Annotated in this window: 17 protein-coding genes and 1 pseudogene; 4 read left to right on the forward strand and 14 right to left on the reverse strand. The window is 67.4% G+C overall.

Annotated features, from left to right (window positions below; translation table 11 throughout):
• Positions 1 to 19: 19 nt before the first annotated feature.
• Together rpmE and EPO41_RS14550 are read left to right on the forward strand one after the other, a co-directional pair.
• Positions 20 to 232: pseudogene (gene rpmE / locus EPO41_RS14545) on the forward strand (50S ribosomal protein L31); the annotation flags it as partial.
• 126 nt (positions 233 to 358) lie between these two features.
• Positions 359 to 2,401 (forward strand): molybdopterin-dependent oxidoreductase, encoded by a 2,043-nt coding sequence (locus EPO41_RS14550; protein WP_296326257.1) that lies wholly within the window; start codon positions 359 to 361, stop codon positions 2,399 to 2,401.
• Positions 2,402 to 2,407: 6 nt separating this feature from the next.
• Here EPO41_RS14550 and EPO41_RS14555 read toward each other — a convergent pair whose 3' ends face one another.
• From EPO41_RS14555 to EPO41_RS14570, 4 genes are all read right to left on the reverse strand, one after another.
• Positions 2,408 to 2,818 carry a nuclear transport factor 2 family protein gene (locus EPO41_RS14555; RefSeq protein ID WP_296326259.1) on the reverse strand — a complete coding sequence of 137 codons (411 nt, stop codon included), beginning with the start codon at positions 2,816 to 2,818 and terminating at the stop codon, positions 2,408 to 2,410.
• Between the two features lie 81 nt (positions 2,819 to 2,899).
• Positions 2,900 to 3,223, reverse strand: a complete 324-nt coding sequence (locus EPO41_RS14560) for an antibiotic biosynthesis monooxygenase family protein (protein ID WP_296326262.1) — start codon at positions 3,221 to 3,223, stop codon at positions 2,900 to 2,902.
• Between the two features lie 79 nt (positions 3,224 to 3,302).
• Positions 3,303 to 4,772, reverse strand: a complete 1,470-nt coding sequence (locus EPO41_RS14565) for a DUF2252 domain-containing protein (protein WP_296326265.1) — start codon at positions 4,770 to 4,772, stop codon at positions 3,303 to 3,305.
• A 21-nt stretch (positions 4,773 to 4,793) separates the two neighbouring features.
• Complete coding sequence (locus EPO41_RS14570) at positions 4,794 to 6,215, reverse strand: MFS transporter (RefSeq protein WP_296326269.1); 1,422 nt, start codon at positions 6,213 to 6,215, stop codon at positions 4,794 to 4,796.
• A gap of 116 nt (positions 6,216 to 6,331) precedes the next feature.
• Between EPO41_RS14570 and EPO41_RS29755 the strand changes: the two genes are divergently transcribed.
• The gene (locus tag EPO41_RS29755) at positions 6,332 to 7,384 is read left to right on the forward strand and encodes an AlkA N-terminal domain-containing protein (protein WP_363246971.1); all 1,053 of its coding nucleotides are present in this window, start codon (positions 6,332 to 6,334) and stop codon (positions 7,382 to 7,384) included.
• Positions 7,377 to 7,895 carry a methylated-DNA--[protein]-cysteine S-methyltransferase gene (gene ogt, locus EPO41_RS14585; RefSeq protein WP_296326272.1) on the forward strand — a complete coding sequence of 173 codons (519 nt, stop codon included), beginning with the start codon at positions 7,377 to 7,379 and terminating at the stop codon, positions 7,893 to 7,895. Before EPO41_RS29755 ends, ogt begins: the two co-directional genes overlap by 8 nt.
• A gap of 31 nt (positions 7,896 to 7,926) precedes the next feature.
• Here the strand turns inward: ogt and EPO41_RS14590 are convergent, their stop codons facing one another.
• The 10 genes from EPO41_RS14590 to yghU all read right to left on the reverse strand — a co-directional run bounded on the left by EPO41_RS14590 (position 7,927) and on the right by yghU (position 15,932).
• Positions 7,927 to 8,901, reverse strand: a complete 975-nt coding sequence (locus tag EPO41_RS14590) for a tripartite tricarboxylate transporter substrate binding protein (protein WP_296326274.1) — start codon at positions 8,899 to 8,901, stop codon at positions 7,927 to 7,929.
• Positions 8,902 to 8,954: 53 nt separating this feature from the next.
• Complete coding sequence (locus tag EPO41_RS14595; protein WP_296326276.1) at positions 8,955 to 9,371, reverse strand: GFA family protein; 417 nt, start codon at positions 9,369 to 9,371, stop codon at positions 8,955 to 8,957.
• A 12-nt stretch (positions 9,372 to 9,383) separates the two neighbouring features.
• Positions 9,384 to 9,884: an SRPBCC domain-containing protein gene (locus EPO41_RS14600; protein ID WP_296326279.1), complete on the reverse strand. Its 501-nt coding sequence runs from the start codon at positions 9,882 to 9,884 to the stop codon at positions 9,384 to 9,386.
• Positions 9,881 to 10,210, reverse strand: a complete 330-nt coding sequence (locus tag EPO41_RS14605) for a metalloregulator ArsR/SmtB family transcription factor (RefSeq protein ID WP_296326282.1) — start codon at positions 10,208 to 10,210, stop codon at positions 9,881 to 9,883. The genes EPO41_RS14600 and EPO41_RS14605 overlap by 4 nt, the downstream gene beginning before the upstream one ends.
• Positions 10,211 to 10,281: 71 nt before the next feature.
• On the reverse strand, positions 10,282 to 10,800 hold the full coding sequence (locus tag EPO41_RS14610) for a UGSC family (seleno)protein (protein ID WP_296326286.1): 519 nt from the start codon (positions 10,798 to 10,800) through the stop codon (positions 10,282 to 10,284).
• Positions 10,801 to 10,817: 17 nt separating this feature from the next.
• Positions 10,818 to 11,903 (reverse strand): hypothetical protein, encoded by a 1,086-nt coding sequence (locus EPO41_RS14615; RefSeq protein WP_296326289.1) that lies wholly within the window; start codon positions 11,901 to 11,903, stop codon positions 10,818 to 10,820.
• Positions 11,904 to 11,919: 16 nt separating this feature from the next.
• On the reverse strand, positions 11,920 to 12,906 hold the full coding sequence (locus EPO41_RS14620; protein WP_296326292.1) for a tripartite tricarboxylate transporter substrate binding protein: 987 nt from the start codon (positions 12,904 to 12,906) through the stop codon (positions 11,920 to 11,922).
• 108 nt (positions 12,907 to 13,014) lie between these two features.
• Complete coding sequence (locus EPO41_RS14625; protein ID WP_296326295.1) at positions 13,015 to 13,917, reverse strand: LysR family transcriptional regulator; 903 nt, start codon at positions 13,915 to 13,917, stop codon at positions 13,015 to 13,017.
• 34 nt (positions 13,918 to 13,951) lie between these two features.
• Positions 13,952 to 14,959 (reverse strand): asparaginase, encoded by a 1,008-nt coding sequence (locus EPO41_RS14630; protein ID WP_296326299.1) that lies wholly within the window; start codon positions 14,957 to 14,959, stop codon positions 13,952 to 13,954.
• A 97-nt stretch (positions 14,960 to 15,056) separates the two neighbouring features.
• Positions 15,057 to 15,932: a glutathione-dependent disulfide-bond oxidoreductase gene (yghU, locus tag EPO41_RS14635; RefSeq protein WP_296326303.1), complete on the reverse strand. Its 876-nt coding sequence runs from the start codon at positions 15,930 to 15,932 to the stop codon at positions 15,057 to 15,059.
• Positions 15,933 to 15,991 lie beyond the last annotated feature (59 nt).

Below are 15,991 nucleotides of genomic sequence, written 5' to 3' on the forward strand. Positions count from 1 at the left end.
GAAGCGCTGGAGAGATAGTATGCAAGAGAAGATCCACCCCGACTACCACACCATCACGGTGGTGATGACCGACGGCACGTCCTTCGAGACGAAGTCGACCTGGGGCAAGGAAGGCGCCAGCCTGCGCCTCGACATCGATCCGAAGACGCATCCGGCCTGGACCGGCGTGCGCCAGAGCATCGATCGCGGCGGCCGCGTGCAGCGCTTCAAGAACCGCTTCGGCATGATCGGCGATGCCGGCGTCGGCGCGGGCGCCAAGGCGGCTCCCGCCAAGCCGGCCGCAGACAAGAAGTAGCACCCGCTCGCTATTTCGACTTCTGCTAAACTATCGCCGCGATACCCTTCGGGAGGCGGCGTAGTGAAATCTGTCAGAGTTGTTTGTGCCCACGATTGTCCCGACATGTGCTCGCTCATCGCACATGTCGACAACGGCAAGGTCGTGCGCATCCAGGGTGACCCCGACCAGCCCTACACGGCCGGTTTTGCCTGCGGCAAGGTCAATCGCGACAGCGACCTGGTGAATTCTCCCGAGCGCATCGCCACGCCGCTGCGCCGCACCGGGCCGAAGGGCTCGGGCCAGTTCGAGCCCATCACCTGGGACCAGGCGCTCGACGAGATCGCCGGCCAGTGGAAGACCATCATCGCGGAGAGCGGCCCGCCCGCCATCCTGGGCTACGCCTACTCCGCCCATCAGGGCCTGATGAACCGCGGCCTGGTGAACGGCCTGTTCCATGCGCTCGGCACGTCGCGCCTGCAGGCCGGTACGGTCTGCGACACGTGCTGCGAGACCGCCTGGGAGATGACGGTCGGCCCGGTGGGCGGCGCCGATCCCGAATCGGTCGTGCACTCCGACATGGTGATCTCCTGGGGCGCCGACCTGGCCGCCACCAACGTACATTTCTGGGCTCTGGCCGAGAGCCAGCGCAAGAAGACCGGCATGCCGATCGTCGTGATCGACCCGCGCCGCACGCGCAGCGCCAAGGCCGCCGACCTCTATCTGCCGATCCGCATCGGCACCGACGCCGCCCTGGCGCTGGGCGTCATGCACATCCTGGTGCGCGACGGCCTCGCCAACCGCGACTACATCGCCCGCCACACGCTGGGCTTCGACAAGGTCGAGCGCGACGTGCTGCCGAAGTTCACGCCGGCGCGCACCGCCGAAATCACCGGCCTGCCCGTGGCGGACATCGAGAAGCTCGCCTCGATGTACGGCAAGGCCAAGGCCGCACTGATCCGGCTCGGCGAAGGCATGACCCGCCTCACCCATGGCGGCCAGGCGCTGCGCAGCGTGGCGCTGCTGCCGGGCGTCACCGGCCATTACGGCGTGAAGGGCGGCGGCGCGCTGCTGCTCACGGCCGCCTCCTGCGACCTCAACTATGCGGCGGTGCGCAAGCCCTCCGGGCCGGCGACGGCGCGCATGGTGAACCACCTGCGCCTCGGCGAAGAGCTCCTCAACATGAAGGATCCGCCGATCCGTTCGCTGTTCGTGGCCGCCAACAATCCGGTCGTGACCTGCCCCGAAGTGTACAAGGTCCGGAAGGGCCTGATGCGCGAGGACCTGTTCACGATCGTGCACGACCCGTTCATGACCGACACGGCGCGCTACGCCGACATCGTACTGCCGGCCGCGAACTATCTCGAGACCGACGATCTCTACCGCGCCTATGGCGCCTACTGGATGCAATGGGGCCAGAAGGCGGTCGAGCCGGCCGGCGAAGCGCGTTCCAACTTCCATGTGGCGCAGGCGCTGGCGCAGCGCATGGGGATCACCGACCCGATCTTCAGCCTGTCGCCGCGCGAGGCGGCCGAGGAATTCTTCAAGGGCTCGACCGGGCCCGCCTCGAAGGTCGACCGCGACGAGCTGTTCGCCGGCGTGCCGCTCAACATCAAGCATGACTGGGACGGCCAGCCCTTCAAGACGCCGTCGGGCAAGCTCGAATTCTACTCGGAACAGCTCGCCAAACAGGGCCTGCCGCCGATGCCGGACTGGGAAGCCGATCCGATCGAGGCCGAGGAAGCCGCGCGCTGGCCGCTGCGCCTGCTGACCGCGCCAGGCTACTTCCAGGCCCACACGGCCTTCTCCGGCGTCGGCTTCCTGCGCGAGCGCGAGGGCAAGCCGTTCTGCATCCTGCACCCCGACGACGCCGCGAAGCGCGGTCTCGTGGATGGCGCCCCGGTGCGCGTATTCAACGACCGCGGCGAGATCGGCCTTGTCCTCAAGGTCGCCGACGAGGTCCAGCCCGGCGTGCTCCTGGTGCCCGGCCAGCGTCCCGTCGGCGAAGCCGTCTCCGGCACGATCAACATGCTCTGCTCGGATCGCTACACCGACATGGGCGAAGGCGCGACCTACCAGAGCACCTGGCTCGAAGTTGCGCCGTGGAAGGATGCGGCGGCGGCCTGACGGCCGTCACCATTCCAGCCGGACAAGAGGCTCAAGGGCTTCTCCCCGCCGGAAGACGCGCAACGGGGCGGTGTCGGTATACACACGCTCCTCGACGATGAGGCCCTCGCGCAGACGGAACTTGTCGACACCGCGCGTGTCGAGCCGGCGCCCGCTGACAATGCGCGTCGTCTGCCATTCGATCACGACGACGTCGCCACGCGACGTCCAGTCGAGAAGCTGCCAGACGAGATCGGGCGCCGCCTCCCGCACGAAGTCGGTCAGCCGCCCGAATTCCTTGCCCTGAACGGGGCGATCGTAGAGCGGCGACTGCAGCAGCCCGTCAGGATGCCACAGCGCCAGAAAGGCCTCGCCGTCGCGCGAGGCCCACGCGGCAGCGAAGCGTGTCACGAACTCCTGAACGTCCTGCTCGGTCATTGCGGTGCTCCTTATCGAGAGAGGAAGCTACGCACCCACGACCGGCCGGTCTGGCGGAGTTCGGACTCTACGTCCTGTCCGTCACTTGTCGCCAAGGACGAAGCGGTGCTGCGTGCGCTCGCGCTTCGTGAGCTTCGGCAGCGCCTGCCCGACGATCAACGCCTTGAAGTGCGGCGTCTCCTGGTGGGAGGCGAATCCCGCCTCGTCGCGGAACACCTCGTAGAAGAAGAACTTCTCGGGCTCCGCGATCGAGCGATGGATCTGGAAGGCGTGCACCCAGGGCTCGCGCTGGGCCTGCGGCAGGTACTCGCGGACGATCGTTGCCACGGCGTCGGCCTCGGAGGGGATGGCCTCCCAGAACGCCGTGACGACGAGCCCGTCTTTCAGGGAATGAAGATCGACCATGTGTGCTTCTCCTGTCGTTGCTGACGGGAAGGTTCTAGGTCGGCCGTCCGCGCCGTCGTTTCGGTCGAGGTCGAAGCGACTACTTCACCATCTCCTGCGCCGCGACCCGGATGCGGCCGGTGCGGCGGGCCTTGTCGAGCGCTTCGTAGTCCTCGTCGGTCTGTCTGGAATAGGCCATGGCGAACTTGCCGATCGCCTCGTCGAGCGCATCGCCGTTGCCGCAGTAACCTGCGATCATGGCGGGATCGCCCGACTTGGCATGCGCCAGCGCCAGGGCCCAGCCGCACAGGGTGCAGTACTCGACGAAGCCGTCGATGCCGCTCGGGTCGCTCTCGTTGAACTTGACGCTGCCCTTCATGTCGGCGAGCTGGCGGACGTAGAAATCCTTGCCGTCGGCCTCGCCCCAGCCGAGGAAGATGTCGGGCGAGCCCTGCGTCAGCCGCTGGCCGACGACGACCCGCCTGCCCTGGTTCTCGAACCTGAGCTTCTGGTCGACATAGGGCGCAAGAACGGACGCCTGCGCCTGCTTCACCTGCAGGAACAGCGGATCGTCGGGATCGTGGCCTTGCAGCAGCAGAATCCAGCAGCCCGTGCCGACACTGCCGACGCCGACCACCTTGCGGGCGGAATCGACGATGCGATAGCGCGACAGCAGCATCCGCCGGTCGATCGGCAACGACGCAACATAGGCCTGGAGCATGATGTCGAGCGCCTCATTGGCCGGCGTGCCTGCCGCCGTATGCGTCTCGCGCACGATGAGCGGCACCTCCTCGATGATGCGGTGCTCGCCGTCGACCTGCTCGGTCAGCTTCTCCAGAACGCTGACATGACCCTTGGCGCGGGCCTTGTCCATCAGCCGCTCGGCGCCGCGTCGCGCCCGCGGAGACAGCGTGTCGAGCACCGCGCGCTCGTCGATCCGGTCGTACCAGATGTCGAGATAGCCCATGTCGGCGTAGCGCCGCATGCGCTTGCGGTAGGAGCGCACGATCGCCTGCGCCGCCTCCTCCGCCGCAACGCGATCGCCGCCCATGAAACGCACGGCAACCGCGGCGCTGGCGGCGAGGCGCTTCAGGTCCCATTCCCAGGGGCCGGGATGGACCTCGTCGAAGTCGTTGATGGCGAAGATCAGGTTGCGCTCGGCCGAGGCGAAAACGCCGAAGTTCGAGACGTGCATGTCGCCACAGGCGGCAACGCCCATGCCGGTGACCGGCGTGGTCGACAGGTCGGCCGTCATGACCGCCGCCGAGCCGCGCAGGAAGGCGAAGGGCGAGGCCAGCATGCGCGCAAACCGCACCGGCACCAGCTTCTGCACCCGGCTTTCGTTCTGCGCCTCGAGGATGGCGACCGGATCGGGGCGGTCCGAAGCCTTCTCAAACCGGGCGTGCGACGCGCGGGGCACCTGCGCGCGCAGAGCCTTGCCGGCCTGCATACGCTCTTCGAGCGTCGGCCGTGGGGCAACGAAGCTGTCGCGCAGCGACATGTTGTCGATCGCCGTATTCAAGCGCTCGTAGGTCCGGTCGATGTTCGCCTGGATCTTCACCACCGCCATGGTCGCCCCCGCTCCCGCAATTCAACGTCGCACTGTCGCCTTGTTAGCATCTGCGCGGCCGGCGAGCATTGCCAGGCGAGAGCCGGCGACAACCGCCAGGAGAGCGACGGATACGAAACTCGCCGGCACCCAGAAGGCCGCACGGGCGATGCCCTCCGTTTCGAGCCCGCGCGCGAACCCCGCCAGGGTGGCGACGATGCCGGCCGCCGCGGCTCCGAGCGCAAAGCCGGTCTGCTGCACGGTCGCGACCGCGGAGGCAGCGAGATCGCCCTCTCCGGCCCTGGCGCCGCCCATCAACCGCTGCACGCCGAAGCCCCAGCAAACACCCATGCCCAGGCCGACCAGCGCGATCGACGCTGGCAGGACGACCACGGGATGGACCGACATCAGCAACGCCACGCCGGCCAGGCCCACCGCCATCGCCAGCGGGCCCAGGCTCAGCAAGCGCCCGGCGGCCCGGGGCGACCAGCCCGCGACGACGAGCGAGGCAGCGGTCCAGCCCATCGAGGCGCCGGCGACGGTATAGCCTGCGGCCAGCGGATCGAAGCCGTGCAGGGTCCGCAGGAAGATCGGCACGAAGATCGAGAGCGGGCTGTAGGTGATCGAGACCAGCAGCGCGAACCACATGGCGACGCCTGTGGTGCTCCGCAGCGAGAAGGAATCGCTCGGGAAGAGCGGCGCGCCGGAACGGCGATCGAGCAGGATCATCGCCACGAGCAGCGCGACCGCCGTCAGGAAGAGCCCCGCCTTGGCAGCCGCCAGGGTGACGACGCTGGCCACCGACATGGTGGCGATCGCCAGGCAGATCAGCACGATGCGTCCCACCGGCATCGCCCGTCCGGGTCTTCCCGTGTCGGCCGTGGCCCGTGGCAGGGCGCGGGCTGCCACCAGGGCCAGCAGGGCCGCGAGACCGGTCACGGCATAGAAGGATCCACGCCAGTTGCCCCAGGTGGCGAAAGCCCCGCCCATCAACGGGCCGATCAGCACCGACATGCTCCAGGCGCCCGAAAGCAGCGCGGCGACCCTGGGCCACATCGGCTCGGGAAAGGACTTGCCGACCAGCACGTAGGCCATCGCCGACAACACTCCGCCGCCAAAGCCCTGCACGAAGCGGCCGGCCACCACCGCTTCCATCGACGGCGCCACGGCGCAGACCAGGGCGCCGGCGCCGAACACGACAGCTCCCGCACAGAAGGCCGCACGGGCGCCGAGTTGCGCCGTGAGGCGGCCGGTGCAGGTCGCCGCGACGATCGACGAGGCGAGGAAGGCCGTGGTCGGCCAGCTCATCATCGCCGCGCCGCCGACTTCCTCGACGATGCTCGGCAGCACCGTCGCCAGCATGAGCACGTTCATCGAATGCAGGAGGACGCCGCCCACCAGCGCCACCAGAAGAGGCAACCATTGGCGCTTCAGGAGCGCCGACCAACCGACCGTCACCGACATGGCCGGCGACTGATCATTTTCCCGAGCCGCGGTCAAACGAAGGCCCCAAACGGCGTATGACTATCGGGTCCGAAAACCGCGAGCGCCGCTCGCACGCGCGTGAAAGGATTGGCCTCATGGAATTGCTCGACCGCAGGACCTACTACCGCGCCTTCCAGAGCCGTGACGCCCGCTTCGACGGGCGCGTGTTCGTCGGCGTCACCTCGACCGGCATCTACTGCCGGCCGGTCTGCCCCGCGCGTACGCCCAGGTTCGAGAACTGCCGCTTCTATGCGTCGGCCGCCGCCGCGCAGGAGGCGGGCTTCCGGCCCTGCCTGCGTTGCCGACCCGAGATCGCCCCCGACCTGGCCTTCTGGCGCGGCACCGCCAACACGGTGAGTCGCGCGCTGGCCCTGATCGCCGATGGCGCGCTCGACGAGGATGAAGCCGGCGTCGAAGCGCTGGCCGAGCGGCAGGGGGTCGGCGGCCGGCAGCTTCGCCGCCTGTTCCAGCGCCATCTCGGCGCATCGCCGATCGCGGTGGCGCAGACGAGGCGCGTCCTGTTCGCCAAGCAGCTCCTGCACGACACGCGCCTGCCGATGGCGGAGGTGGCGTTGGCGTCTGGCTTCGGCAGCGTTCGGCGCTTCAACGAGACGTTCCGTGCATTGTTCGGCCGGCCGCCGAGCGCGCTGCGCCGCAGGAGCGGCGCCGATACCTCGGCCAGGGACGGAGTCACGTTGAAGCTCGCCTACCGCCCACCGTACGACTGGCCCGGCATGCTGGCGGCGCTGGCCGCCCGGTCTGCGCCCGGCACCGAATGGATCGAAGAGGACGTCTGGCATCGCCGCATCGATCTGGAGGGCGAGCACGGCAGCGTCGCCGTCGCGCATCTGCCCGACCGCAATGCCGTCGCGGTCACCATCCGCGTCCCGTCGGTCAAGGCGCTCCCGGCGATCGTCGCGCGCGTGCGGCGCGTGTTCGACCTCGGCGCCGACATCGCCACCATCGACAGCCATCTCGCCCGCGACCCGAAGCTGGCGCCGCTGATTGCGAGGCGCCCCGGCCTGCGGGCGCCGGGCGACTGGGAACGAGATGCCGCAGGCATTTCCATCGACGACGGAGCGCCGCCGGCCTGGCGGCCCTGGCACGCCTATGCCGCCCAACATCTCAGGATGGCCCGTCATGGCTGAGCATTTCGACTTCCGCATCGATCGCCTGACGACGCCGATCGGCGAGCTGCTGATCGTGGCCGATGGCGAAGGCCGCCTGCGTACCATCGACTGGACCGACCACGAGGCCCGCATGCGCGTCCTGCTCGACCGCTACTATGGCAAGGGGCGCTATTCACTCTTGGCCGCGCGCGATCCTGGCGGGCTGACGAAGGCGATGCGGTCGTACTTCAGGGGCGACATCGCGGTCATCGAAACGCTGCCGGTCGAGACGACGGGCACGCCGTTCCAGAGGAGCGTGTGGCGGGCGCTGCGCAAGATCCGCCGCGGCACGACGATCAGCTATGCCGAGCTGGCCGCGCGCATCGACAAGCCGAAGGCCGTCCGCGCCGCCGGCCTCGCCAACGGCCAGAACCCGATCAGCATCGTCGTACCCTGCCATCGCGTCATCGGCAGCGACGGCACGCTGACCGGCTACGGTGGCGGCCTGCCGCGCAAGAAGTGGCTGCTGGAGCACGAGGGTGCGCTGTAGGCGCTCCAGTTTGGGTTGGCGGAGAAGGCTCTCAATCCAGTGAGACGCCGGTCTCCGCCGCCACCGTCTTCCACTGGCGCACTTCCCCGTCGAGGAAGCGCGCCATCTCGGCGCTGCCTTGCGGCATGGGATCGAGGAAGGCGGCCTCGAATTTCTCCTTCACGTCCGGCAGGAGCAGCACGCGGGCGATGTCGGCCGCCAGCTTGTTCGTCACCTCCGGCGGCGTGCCCGTCGGCGCGAGGAAGCCGTACCAGTTGTAGACGACGACGCCCGGCGCGCTCTCGGCATAGGTCTGGACGTTGGGCAGGCGCGGATGACGCTCTGCCGTCGCAATCGCCAACGGCTTCAGCTTGCCCGACTGGAGATGCGGCATGACCGGCGCCATTGCGTTCATCACCAACGGGATCTGGCCGTTGATCGCGTCGGTGAGCGCAGGGCCGCCGCCTTTGTAGGGCACATGGACGAGATCGAGGCCAACCTTGGTGCGCAGCAGTTCATAGGTGAGATGGGGGCCGCTGCCCTGACCCGGCGTGCCAACCGGGATCTTCTGGAGCTGATCGCGCGGCATCGCGAGCAGCTCCTTCAGCGAATTGGCGGGGAACGAGGGATTGGCGACCAGGACCTGGGGCGATGCGCCGACCAGCGTGATCGGCACGAAATTCTTCACGGGATCGTAACGCGCCTTGGAATAGACGGCGGGGTTGATGCCGTGCGCCACGTCGGCATAGAGCAGCGTATATCCGTCCGCCGGCGCCCGCGCGACGATCTCCGTGCCCAGCATACCGGCGGCGCCAGGCTTGTTGTCGACGATCAGGTTGTAGCCGCCGATCTCCTGGAGTTTCTGCGCCACAAGCCTTCCGGTGAAATCCGAACCGCCGCCGGGCGCATACGGCACCACGAGGCGAATGGTCTGTGACGGATAGGCCGCCTGCGCGTGGGCGGACGATCCGACCAGGCCGACGGCAGAACCGGCAGCCAGCAGGCTGCGTCGCGAGAGGGTCATCATGGCACGTAGGTTAATCACACTTCGTGCCAAGCCAAGCCTGCCGTTGCGTCCGCTCAGGCCGGCGGCATCCGCTCGAAGGCCGTCAGGGCCGGATCCATGGAATCCCAAGCATGACCCCGCGCCCTGTAGAGCACCATCTGCGGCCTGTATCGGCCCGGCTCGTCGAGGCTCGCGGCGTGCACGGTGAAGAGGTCGGGCATGGCCGCGAACGTCAGATAAACGGGTGTCCCGCAGGCTGGACAGAAGGCGTGCGTCTTCACGTTGCCGCTGTCCGCTGCAATGTCCCATTGCGCCGCCGTGCCCGTGAGCCTCACGTCCTTGCGCCCCGGAAAGGTCAGATAGGACCCGTGTCCCGTTCCGCTTCTCTGCTGGCAATCGCGACACTGGCAATCGGCCATCACCAGCGGCTCGGCGGCGATTTCATAGCGGACCGCGCCACAGGCACAGCCGCCCGAGTAGGGTTCGCTCATGACGTCCCTCCCCTAATGCGGCTTGCGGAGGGCGGTCTCTTCCGCCGAAAGGGCGTCGATGGTCTTCACGACCTGCTTCCAGCCGTTGCCCATGCCCGTGAAGGCGGTCTCGTTGCGCGGCAGCACGAAGCCGGAATGGACGAGGCGCAGGCGCGTGCCGGCCTCGACCGGTGCCAGCGTCCAGGTCACCACCGTGTCGAGTGGCGCGCCGTAGCCCACGTTCGACTCGTGCCCACCCTTCCAGGAATGGACGAAACGGCGATTCTCAACCACTTCGAGGACCTCGCAGTTGATCGTGCCATCCCATCCACCGGCCGGCGTCGTCTTGTAGGTGAAGCGATTGCCCACCACCGGTTCGAAGCCGGCCATCGGCATCTTCAGCCAGCGGGAGATGAGCGCGCCGGTGGTGAGCACCTTCCAGATCGTCGACGGCGCGTGCGGGAAGACGTCCTCGACGACGATGTCATGGGTATCGAGGGCATGGGTCTCGAGTTTGCGGGCCTCGGTGCTCATGGGTCCATCTCCTTGAGAAGAATTCGGAGGTTGTCGAAACGCTCGCGCCAGAAGACGCCGTAGTGGCTCATCCAGTCGACCAACGGCTCGAGCCCCTTGGGCTCGGCGCGGTAGTAGACGTTGCGGCCCTCGGGACGTTCGGCGACCAGGCCGGCCAGCCTCAGGGACTTGAGGTGCTGCGAGATGGCGCCCTGCGTCACCCCGCTTCCCTTCGTGAGTTCGCCGACGGTGATTTCCGAGGCGCCGACCACGCGTTCGAACACCGCCCGCCGCGTGGGATCGGCGAGGGTGCGCATGACGGCGTCAATGGAAGCAGGCTGGTTCATGACCAATTCATTAGTTAACACTAATGCATTAGTCAATACTAAATAGTCGCCGCCACTTCGGTGGGCGATCCTCAGGCCTGGAGGATCGCCACCGCCTGGCTATAGGCCACCTCGGCCCGGACCTTGAGCTCGTCCAAGGTGCAGCTGCCGATCGGGTGCTGGACCTTCACGAACGGGTAGCCAGGAATGCCGAGGACCCGTGCGATGTTCTTCACGGTCACCTCGAAGGGCGTCGTGCAGATCACCACGGCGCGCTTGCCGAGTTGTTCGAAGCTGATGCTGTCGTGCAGACTGCACGTTGAGCAGGACCCTCAATCCCCCAGGCCGGTGATGAGGAAATCCACCTCCTGTGCCACCTGGGTGAGCGTCGCCGACGGCGCCGGGGCGCTGGCATTCCTCTTCGAGGCGACGGTGCGGATGGTGCAGCCGTGCCGCTCGACGAACAGCGCCGCGACTTCCCGCAGCATCTCGTCGGCATTGAGCTTGCCGTTCTCCAGTAGGCCGATTCGCAGGCCCTCGAGGCTGGCGAGCGGCGGCGCCCGGAACGCCTTGCGCTTGGGCGTCGTCGACATGGGTGAATAGAGCTGCATCGGAGGACTCCTTCCGTTTACTTCGGTATGCCGGCGGGCGGCGGCGTGATGGCCTGGTGCTGCATGATCGACGTCCGCCCCCGGCTCCAGGACGGGATAAAGCAGGAATGGCCGCCGGCATCGCCGCCGCCCATGGTCACGAGAATGTCGTCCGGCCGCAGGCCGCGGTGCATGAAACCTTCCATGGCCAGCGCATGCGCGCCCTCGCCGTGCTGCGTGTCATATTCGCGGTCGCGGTACTTGCCGGCGCTCTTCATACCCTCGACCGAACGCCTGGCCGCGACGAACAGGAACTCCTGCACCTTCTCGCGCGACCAGCCGGCATCGGTCACGATCTTCATATGCTCGGGCGCCAGAATCACCACGCTCTGGCCGAGGCTGATGCAGCCATAGTTGGCCATCGAATCGGCCACCGAGCCCAGTACCTCTTCCGGCGTGTTGCCGCCATGGTTCTCGACGTTGAAGAAGCCACCGCCGGCGAAACAGGTGACACTCGACGCGCCCTTGTCATAGCCCTGCGCCTCGCAGAGCAGCGGCCACGGATTGCCGCGCGCGCGCTCGGCAATGCAGAAACTGTACTTCCCGGGATTACCCTGTGTCGACTTGTCGGAAATTCCCGGCAGCATCTGGAAGACGTTGCGCAGGATGAGTCGGGTCGCACGGCCGATCGTGCCATTGGCGCGGTTGCCCGGGCCGAACAGGTTCACGTCGGCATTCATGCCGATCTCCTCGGCATAGGGACCGCTGACAACCAGCAGCGGCGCCGAGCCGCCGGTGCTGGCGGTCGAACCGTGGAAGTTGAAATCGGTCCGATCCATCGCCTCGAACGCGGCGACGATCACCGGGAAATATTCGGGCAGGCAACCCGCCATCACGGCGTTCACGGCGGCGGCATGCAGCGACAGGTCGAGGCCGGTCGCCGGATGGTGCGCGATCACCATCTCCCGCGGACGCGCCTCAGCCGCCAGCATGGCATCGACCCGGTCGACGACTGGCGGCACGACGGGGAGCCCGTCGGTCCATCCCTGCTCGTAGCACCAATCGATGGCGGCCAGCAGATCGTCCGGTACTTCGTGAATCCGGGGCTTGGCGGCGACGGCCATGGCTTTCGCTCCTTCCCTACTCGACCTTGGCGCCGACGCCTTCGACGAGCTTGCGCCATTTCACGAGCTCGCCCGGCAGGATCGCGCCGAACTCGGGGCCCGGCCGGAAATCGATATCTGAGCCGCCGCTTTCGAGCTGCTCGCGGAAGGCCGGATCCTTGAGCGCGTTTGTCATGGCCGCGACGATCGCCTGCCCCACTTCGGGTGGCGTGCCCGCCGGCGCGACGAGGCCCAGCCAGCCTTCGAGGCTGAACCCGTCGGGCAGCGCTTCGAGCAGGGTCGGCGTATCCGGAAGCTGTCGCGAGCGCTTCGAGCCGGTCGTCGCGAGCGCGCGCAGCGTCTTCTGCTGCACCAGTCCCAGCGCCGTCTCGAAGGTCGGGAAGCCGACCTGCACCTGATCGGACACGAGCGCGCGCACGATCTCTGGCGCGCCCTTGTAGGGCACGTGGACGTAGTCAATGCCGGTAGCCTGACGGAAGGCTTCCGCAGCGAGATGCGCCGGGCTGCCCGCACCGCCCGAACCGAAGTTGAGCTTGCCGGGATTGGCCTTCGCCATGTCGACGAATTCCTTGACCGTCTTTGCCGGGCTGTTGGCCGGCACCACCATCATCGAGGCGCCGCGCACGAGCAGGCAGATCGGCGTGAAATCCTTCACCACGTCGTAGGTGATCTTCGTATAGAGCGCCGGATTGATGACGTGGCTGTTGGCCATCATCATGAGCGTATAGCCGTCAGGCGCGGAACGGGCGGCTGTCTCCGCACCGATGTTGCCGGCGGCGCCCGGCCGGTTCTCGACGACGAACTGCTGCTTCAGTTCCTGGGTCAGGCGCTGCGCGACACGCCGGGCCGTCGTGTCGGGCGAGCCGCCCGCGGTGAAGGGCACGATGAGCCGGACAGGCTTGTCGGGATACTGCGCTGCCGCTGGCCCTGTGAAGCTGGCGGCGATCGCTGTCGCAAGCAACAGCATCCCACACAGGCCCGTCAGGCTGTGTCTTCTAGCCATGGATCCTCCATCGGCTTCATCTTCTTGTTCTACCCGCTAAAGGCACCCGATCCCGCTTCAGTGACAATCGCCCAAACCCGAATGAGCCATAGCCTGCAGGCATAGCCTCTAGCGGCGCGGTGTCTTCCGCCTCATGGCCGTTCGTGCGAAATCGGCGACCTTCTTCACCACCGGCGAGCGCCACTTCGCCTCGGTGGTGAGCATCCAGCATTCGTAGCCGATCTCGACTCGGAGCTTCAGCTCGACCAGCGTGCCCTCGCGCAACTCCTGCTCGAACACGAAGCGTGGACCCAGGGCGACGAAGTCCGAATCGAGCGGCCGGCCCTTCACCAACGCATAGTCATCGGAGACGAAGGCGTTCATGTTGCGGGCCGCCTTCGCACTCAAGGCCCCCAGCCACCTGCGGAAGCTCGGCACGGTACCGACGCTGGCGATCGGGTATTTCAGCAACATTTCAGGCGCGAGCGGCGCCTGCCGCAGTGCAGGGTGACGAGGCCGCACGACGGCGATCCGCAAGTCGTCGCAGATCTTCACGCGGATGAAGTCCGACTGCTCGTCCGGCGCCTCGAAGTAGCAGAAGACGAGGTCCAGGCTGCCCATGCGAAGCGAACGCATCAATGTCTGGACGTCGTCGTAGCGCGCTTCGAGCCGCAGCTCGGGAAAGGTCCTGCCGACCTGCCGGACGACCTCAGGCAACAGCTTGATGCGCGTTGCCGGACCCACGCCGATGCGCAGGCTGCCGGTCTCGCCGCCGGCGAGTTCCTCCAGCTGATCGCTCATCCTCGCCACGCCGGCCAGCAGAATGGCCGCATGTTCGGCCGCCGCGTGTCCGTAGACGGTGGGCCGGGCGCTGCCGCCGCTGCGGTCGAACAGCTTCAGCCCGAGGTGCTTCTCCAGCCGCGCGATGCTCTTGCTCAGGGTCGGCTGGGAGATGTGCAGCTGCCTGGCCGCGCCGCTGAAGCTGCCCGCACTGCACACCGCCACCAGATGTTCGAGTTGCCTGAACTCCATCGACGCAGCGTATCAGGCCGCGAAGGGGCGGCAATCAGTAGGTCGCGAAGATCCGGGCGATCTCGGCCGGGTCGGAGGTCCGGGTGAGCGCCAGGGCCAGCAGCAACCGCGCTTTCTGCGGGTTGAGATTGTCCGCGGCGAGAACGCCTGCCTTGGCCAGCTTCTGGCCACGGAAGATGCGGCCCGAACCGGCCCGCGAGGACTGCACGACGACGATCCCCTGCTTCACCGCCTCTTCCATCGCGGCGAGATCGGCGGCGGGCGCCATGCCCGGCGCGAAGCCGGCCGAAACCAGCCCCTTCGCCCCGGCGGCAATGAAGGCGCGCATCGCGCTGCCGTCGGAGCCGGCATAGGCGTAGGCGATGTCGACCCTCGGCAGGGAGTCGAGGCCCGAAAGGTCGAATTCGGTGTCGGGCATGTGCCGGCGCTCGGGCCGCCGGTAGTAGGCGATGCGGTCGGCATCGGCGTGGCCCAGGACGCCGAAGTCGGGCGTGCGGAAGGTCTGCATGCGCCAGTTCGAGGTCTTTGTGACCTCGCGCGCGGCCTGGATCTCGTCGTTCAGCAGCACCAGCACGCCGCGGCCCCGGCTCTGCGGACTGGCGGCGGTGCGCACGCCGTTCACGAGGTTGATCGCGGCGTCGGTCGACAGGCCGGAGGCTGGCCGTTGCGAGCCGATCAGCACCACGGGCACATCGACCCTCAGCACCAGGTTCAGGACCCAGGCCGTCTCCTCGAGCGTCGCGGTGCCGTGGCCGATCACGATGCCGGACAGGTCGGGATGCTCGGCCACGACGCGATGGCAGAGCGCCGCGAGCTCCTTCCATTCGGCGAAGTAGATCTCCGGGCTCGGCACGTTGCGGAAATCGACCGGAATGATCTCGGCAATCTCCTCGACCACCGGAAATCGCGCGACGATCTCGCTGGCGTGCATGCGGTTCTCGTGCACGCCGTAATCCTGCAGCTCGAGCGGATGGACACCCAGCGAGGCCATGGTCCCGCCGGTACCGATGAAGGCCACCTTGGGCCGGTTGGTGCTGCTCACCCGATGCTCCCGTGCTGTTCGTCCATCCGACAGTCAACGCAAGATCGATGCCGCCGCAACGTCGCCGAACGGCAACGCTGCGGCGGCGCGGGGTGCCTCAGCCCTTGGCCGCGATCTTGTCCTGCGTCTTCAGGTCGAAGTCGCTGGCGTCGTGGCGCTCATGGAGCTGCGCAGCGGGATCGCCCTGGAGGCGGTTGACGATGCGGCCGCGGCGGACGGCCGGACGCGCGCCGATCTCGTCGGCCCAGCGCTGCACGTTCTTGTACTCATGCACCGCCAGGAACTCGCCGGCCCCATAGAGCAGGCCCTTGGCCAGGCCGCCGTACCAGGGCCAGACCGCGATGTCGGCGATCGTGTAATCGTCGCCGGCCAGGTACTTGCTCTCGGCCAGGCGCCGGTCGAGCACGTCGAGCTGCCGCTTGGTCTCCATCGCGAAACGGTCGATGGCGTACTCGATCTTGGTCGGCGCATAGGCATAGAAATGGCCGAAGCCGCCGCCGAGATAGGGCGCGCTGCCCATCTGCCAGAACAGCCACGACAGGCACTCCGCGCGCTTTGCGCTCTCCGTCGGCACGAGTGCGCCGAACTTTTCCGCCAGGTAGAGCAGGATGGCGCCCGACTCGAACACGCGGACAGGCTGGGGACCGCTGCGGTCCACCAGCGCCGGGATCTTGGAGTTCGGATTGATGGCGACGAAGCCGCTGCCGAACTGGTCGCCCTCGCCGATCTTGATCAGCCAGGCGTCGTATTCCGCGCCCTTGTGACCCAGCGCCAGCAGCTCCTCGAGCATGATGGTGACCTTCTGGCCGTTGGGTGTGCCCAGCGAATAGAGCTGCAGCGGGTGCTTGCCGATGGGCAGTTCCTTCTCGCTGGTCGGACCGGCGATCGGCCGGTTGATGTTGGCAAACCGCCCCCCGCTGGCCTTGTTCCAGGTCCAGACCTTCGGCGGCGTGTACTCGGATGCATCACTCATGCTCGATTTCCTCTGATGAAGGCTTCGTGAATGGCGTCATCTTAGCGTCTTTCCCGGGC

It is taken from the genome of Reyranella sp., from assembly GCF_004297265.1.
In the GTDB taxonomy this organism is placed as follows: Bacteria; Pseudomonadota; Alphaproteobacteria; order Reyranellales; family Reyranellaceae; genus Reyranella.

Coding starts and splice junctions, on each gene's coding strand:
- EPO41_RS14555 (WP_296326259.1), bottom strand. CDS start 2,818: ATGACCGAGCAGGACGTTCAGGAGTTCGTGACACGCTTCGCTGCCGCG.
- EPO41_RS14560 (WP_296326262.1), bottom strand. CDS start 3,223: ATGGTCGATCTTCATTCCCTGAAAGACGGGCTCGTCGTCACGGCGTTC.
- EPO41_RS14565 (WP_296326265.1), bottom strand. CDS start 4,772: ATGGCGGTGGTGAAGATCCAGGCGAACATCGACCGGACCTACGAGCGC.
- EPO41_RS14570 (WP_296326269.1), bottom strand. CDS start 6,215: ATGTCGGTGACGGTCGGTTGGTCGGCGCTCCTGAAGCGCCAATGGTTG.
- EPO41_RS29755 (WP_363246971.1), top strand. CDS start 6,332: ATGGAATTGCTCGACCGCAGGACCTACTACCGCGCCTTCCAGAGCCGT.
- ogt (WP_296326272.1), top strand. CDS start 7,377: ATGGCTGAGCATTTCGACTTCCGCATCGATCGCCTGACGACGCCGATC.
- EPO41_RS14590 (WP_296326274.1), bottom strand. CDS start 8,901: ATGATGACCCTCTCGCGACGCAGCCTGCTGGCTGCCGGTTCTGCCGTC.
- EPO41_RS14595 (WP_296326276.1), bottom strand. CDS start 9,371: ATGAGCGAACCCTACTCGGGCGGCTGTGCCTGTGGCGCGGTCCGCTAT.
- EPO41_RS14600 (WP_296326279.1), bottom strand. CDS start 9,884: ATGAGCACCGAGGCCCGCAAACTCGAGACCCATGCCCTCGATACCCAT.
- EPO41_RS14605 (WP_296326282.1), bottom strand. CDS start 10,210: ATGAACCAGCCTGCTTCCATTGACGCCGTCATGCGCACCCTCGCCGAT.
- EPO41_RS14615 (WP_296326289.1), bottom strand. CDS start 11,903: ATGGCCGTCGCCGCCAAGCCCCGGATTCACGAAGTACCGGACGATCTG.
- EPO41_RS14620 (WP_296326292.1), bottom strand. CDS start 12,906: ATGGCTAGAAGACACAGCCTGACGGGCCTGTGTGGGATGCTGTTGCTT.
- EPO41_RS14625 (WP_296326295.1), bottom strand. CDS start 13,917: ATGGAGTTCAGGCAACTCGAACATCTGGTGGCGGTGTGCAGTGCGGGC.
- yghU (WP_296326303.1), bottom strand. CDS start 15,932: ATGAGTGATGCATCCGAGTACACGCCGCCGAAGGTCTGGACCTGGAAC.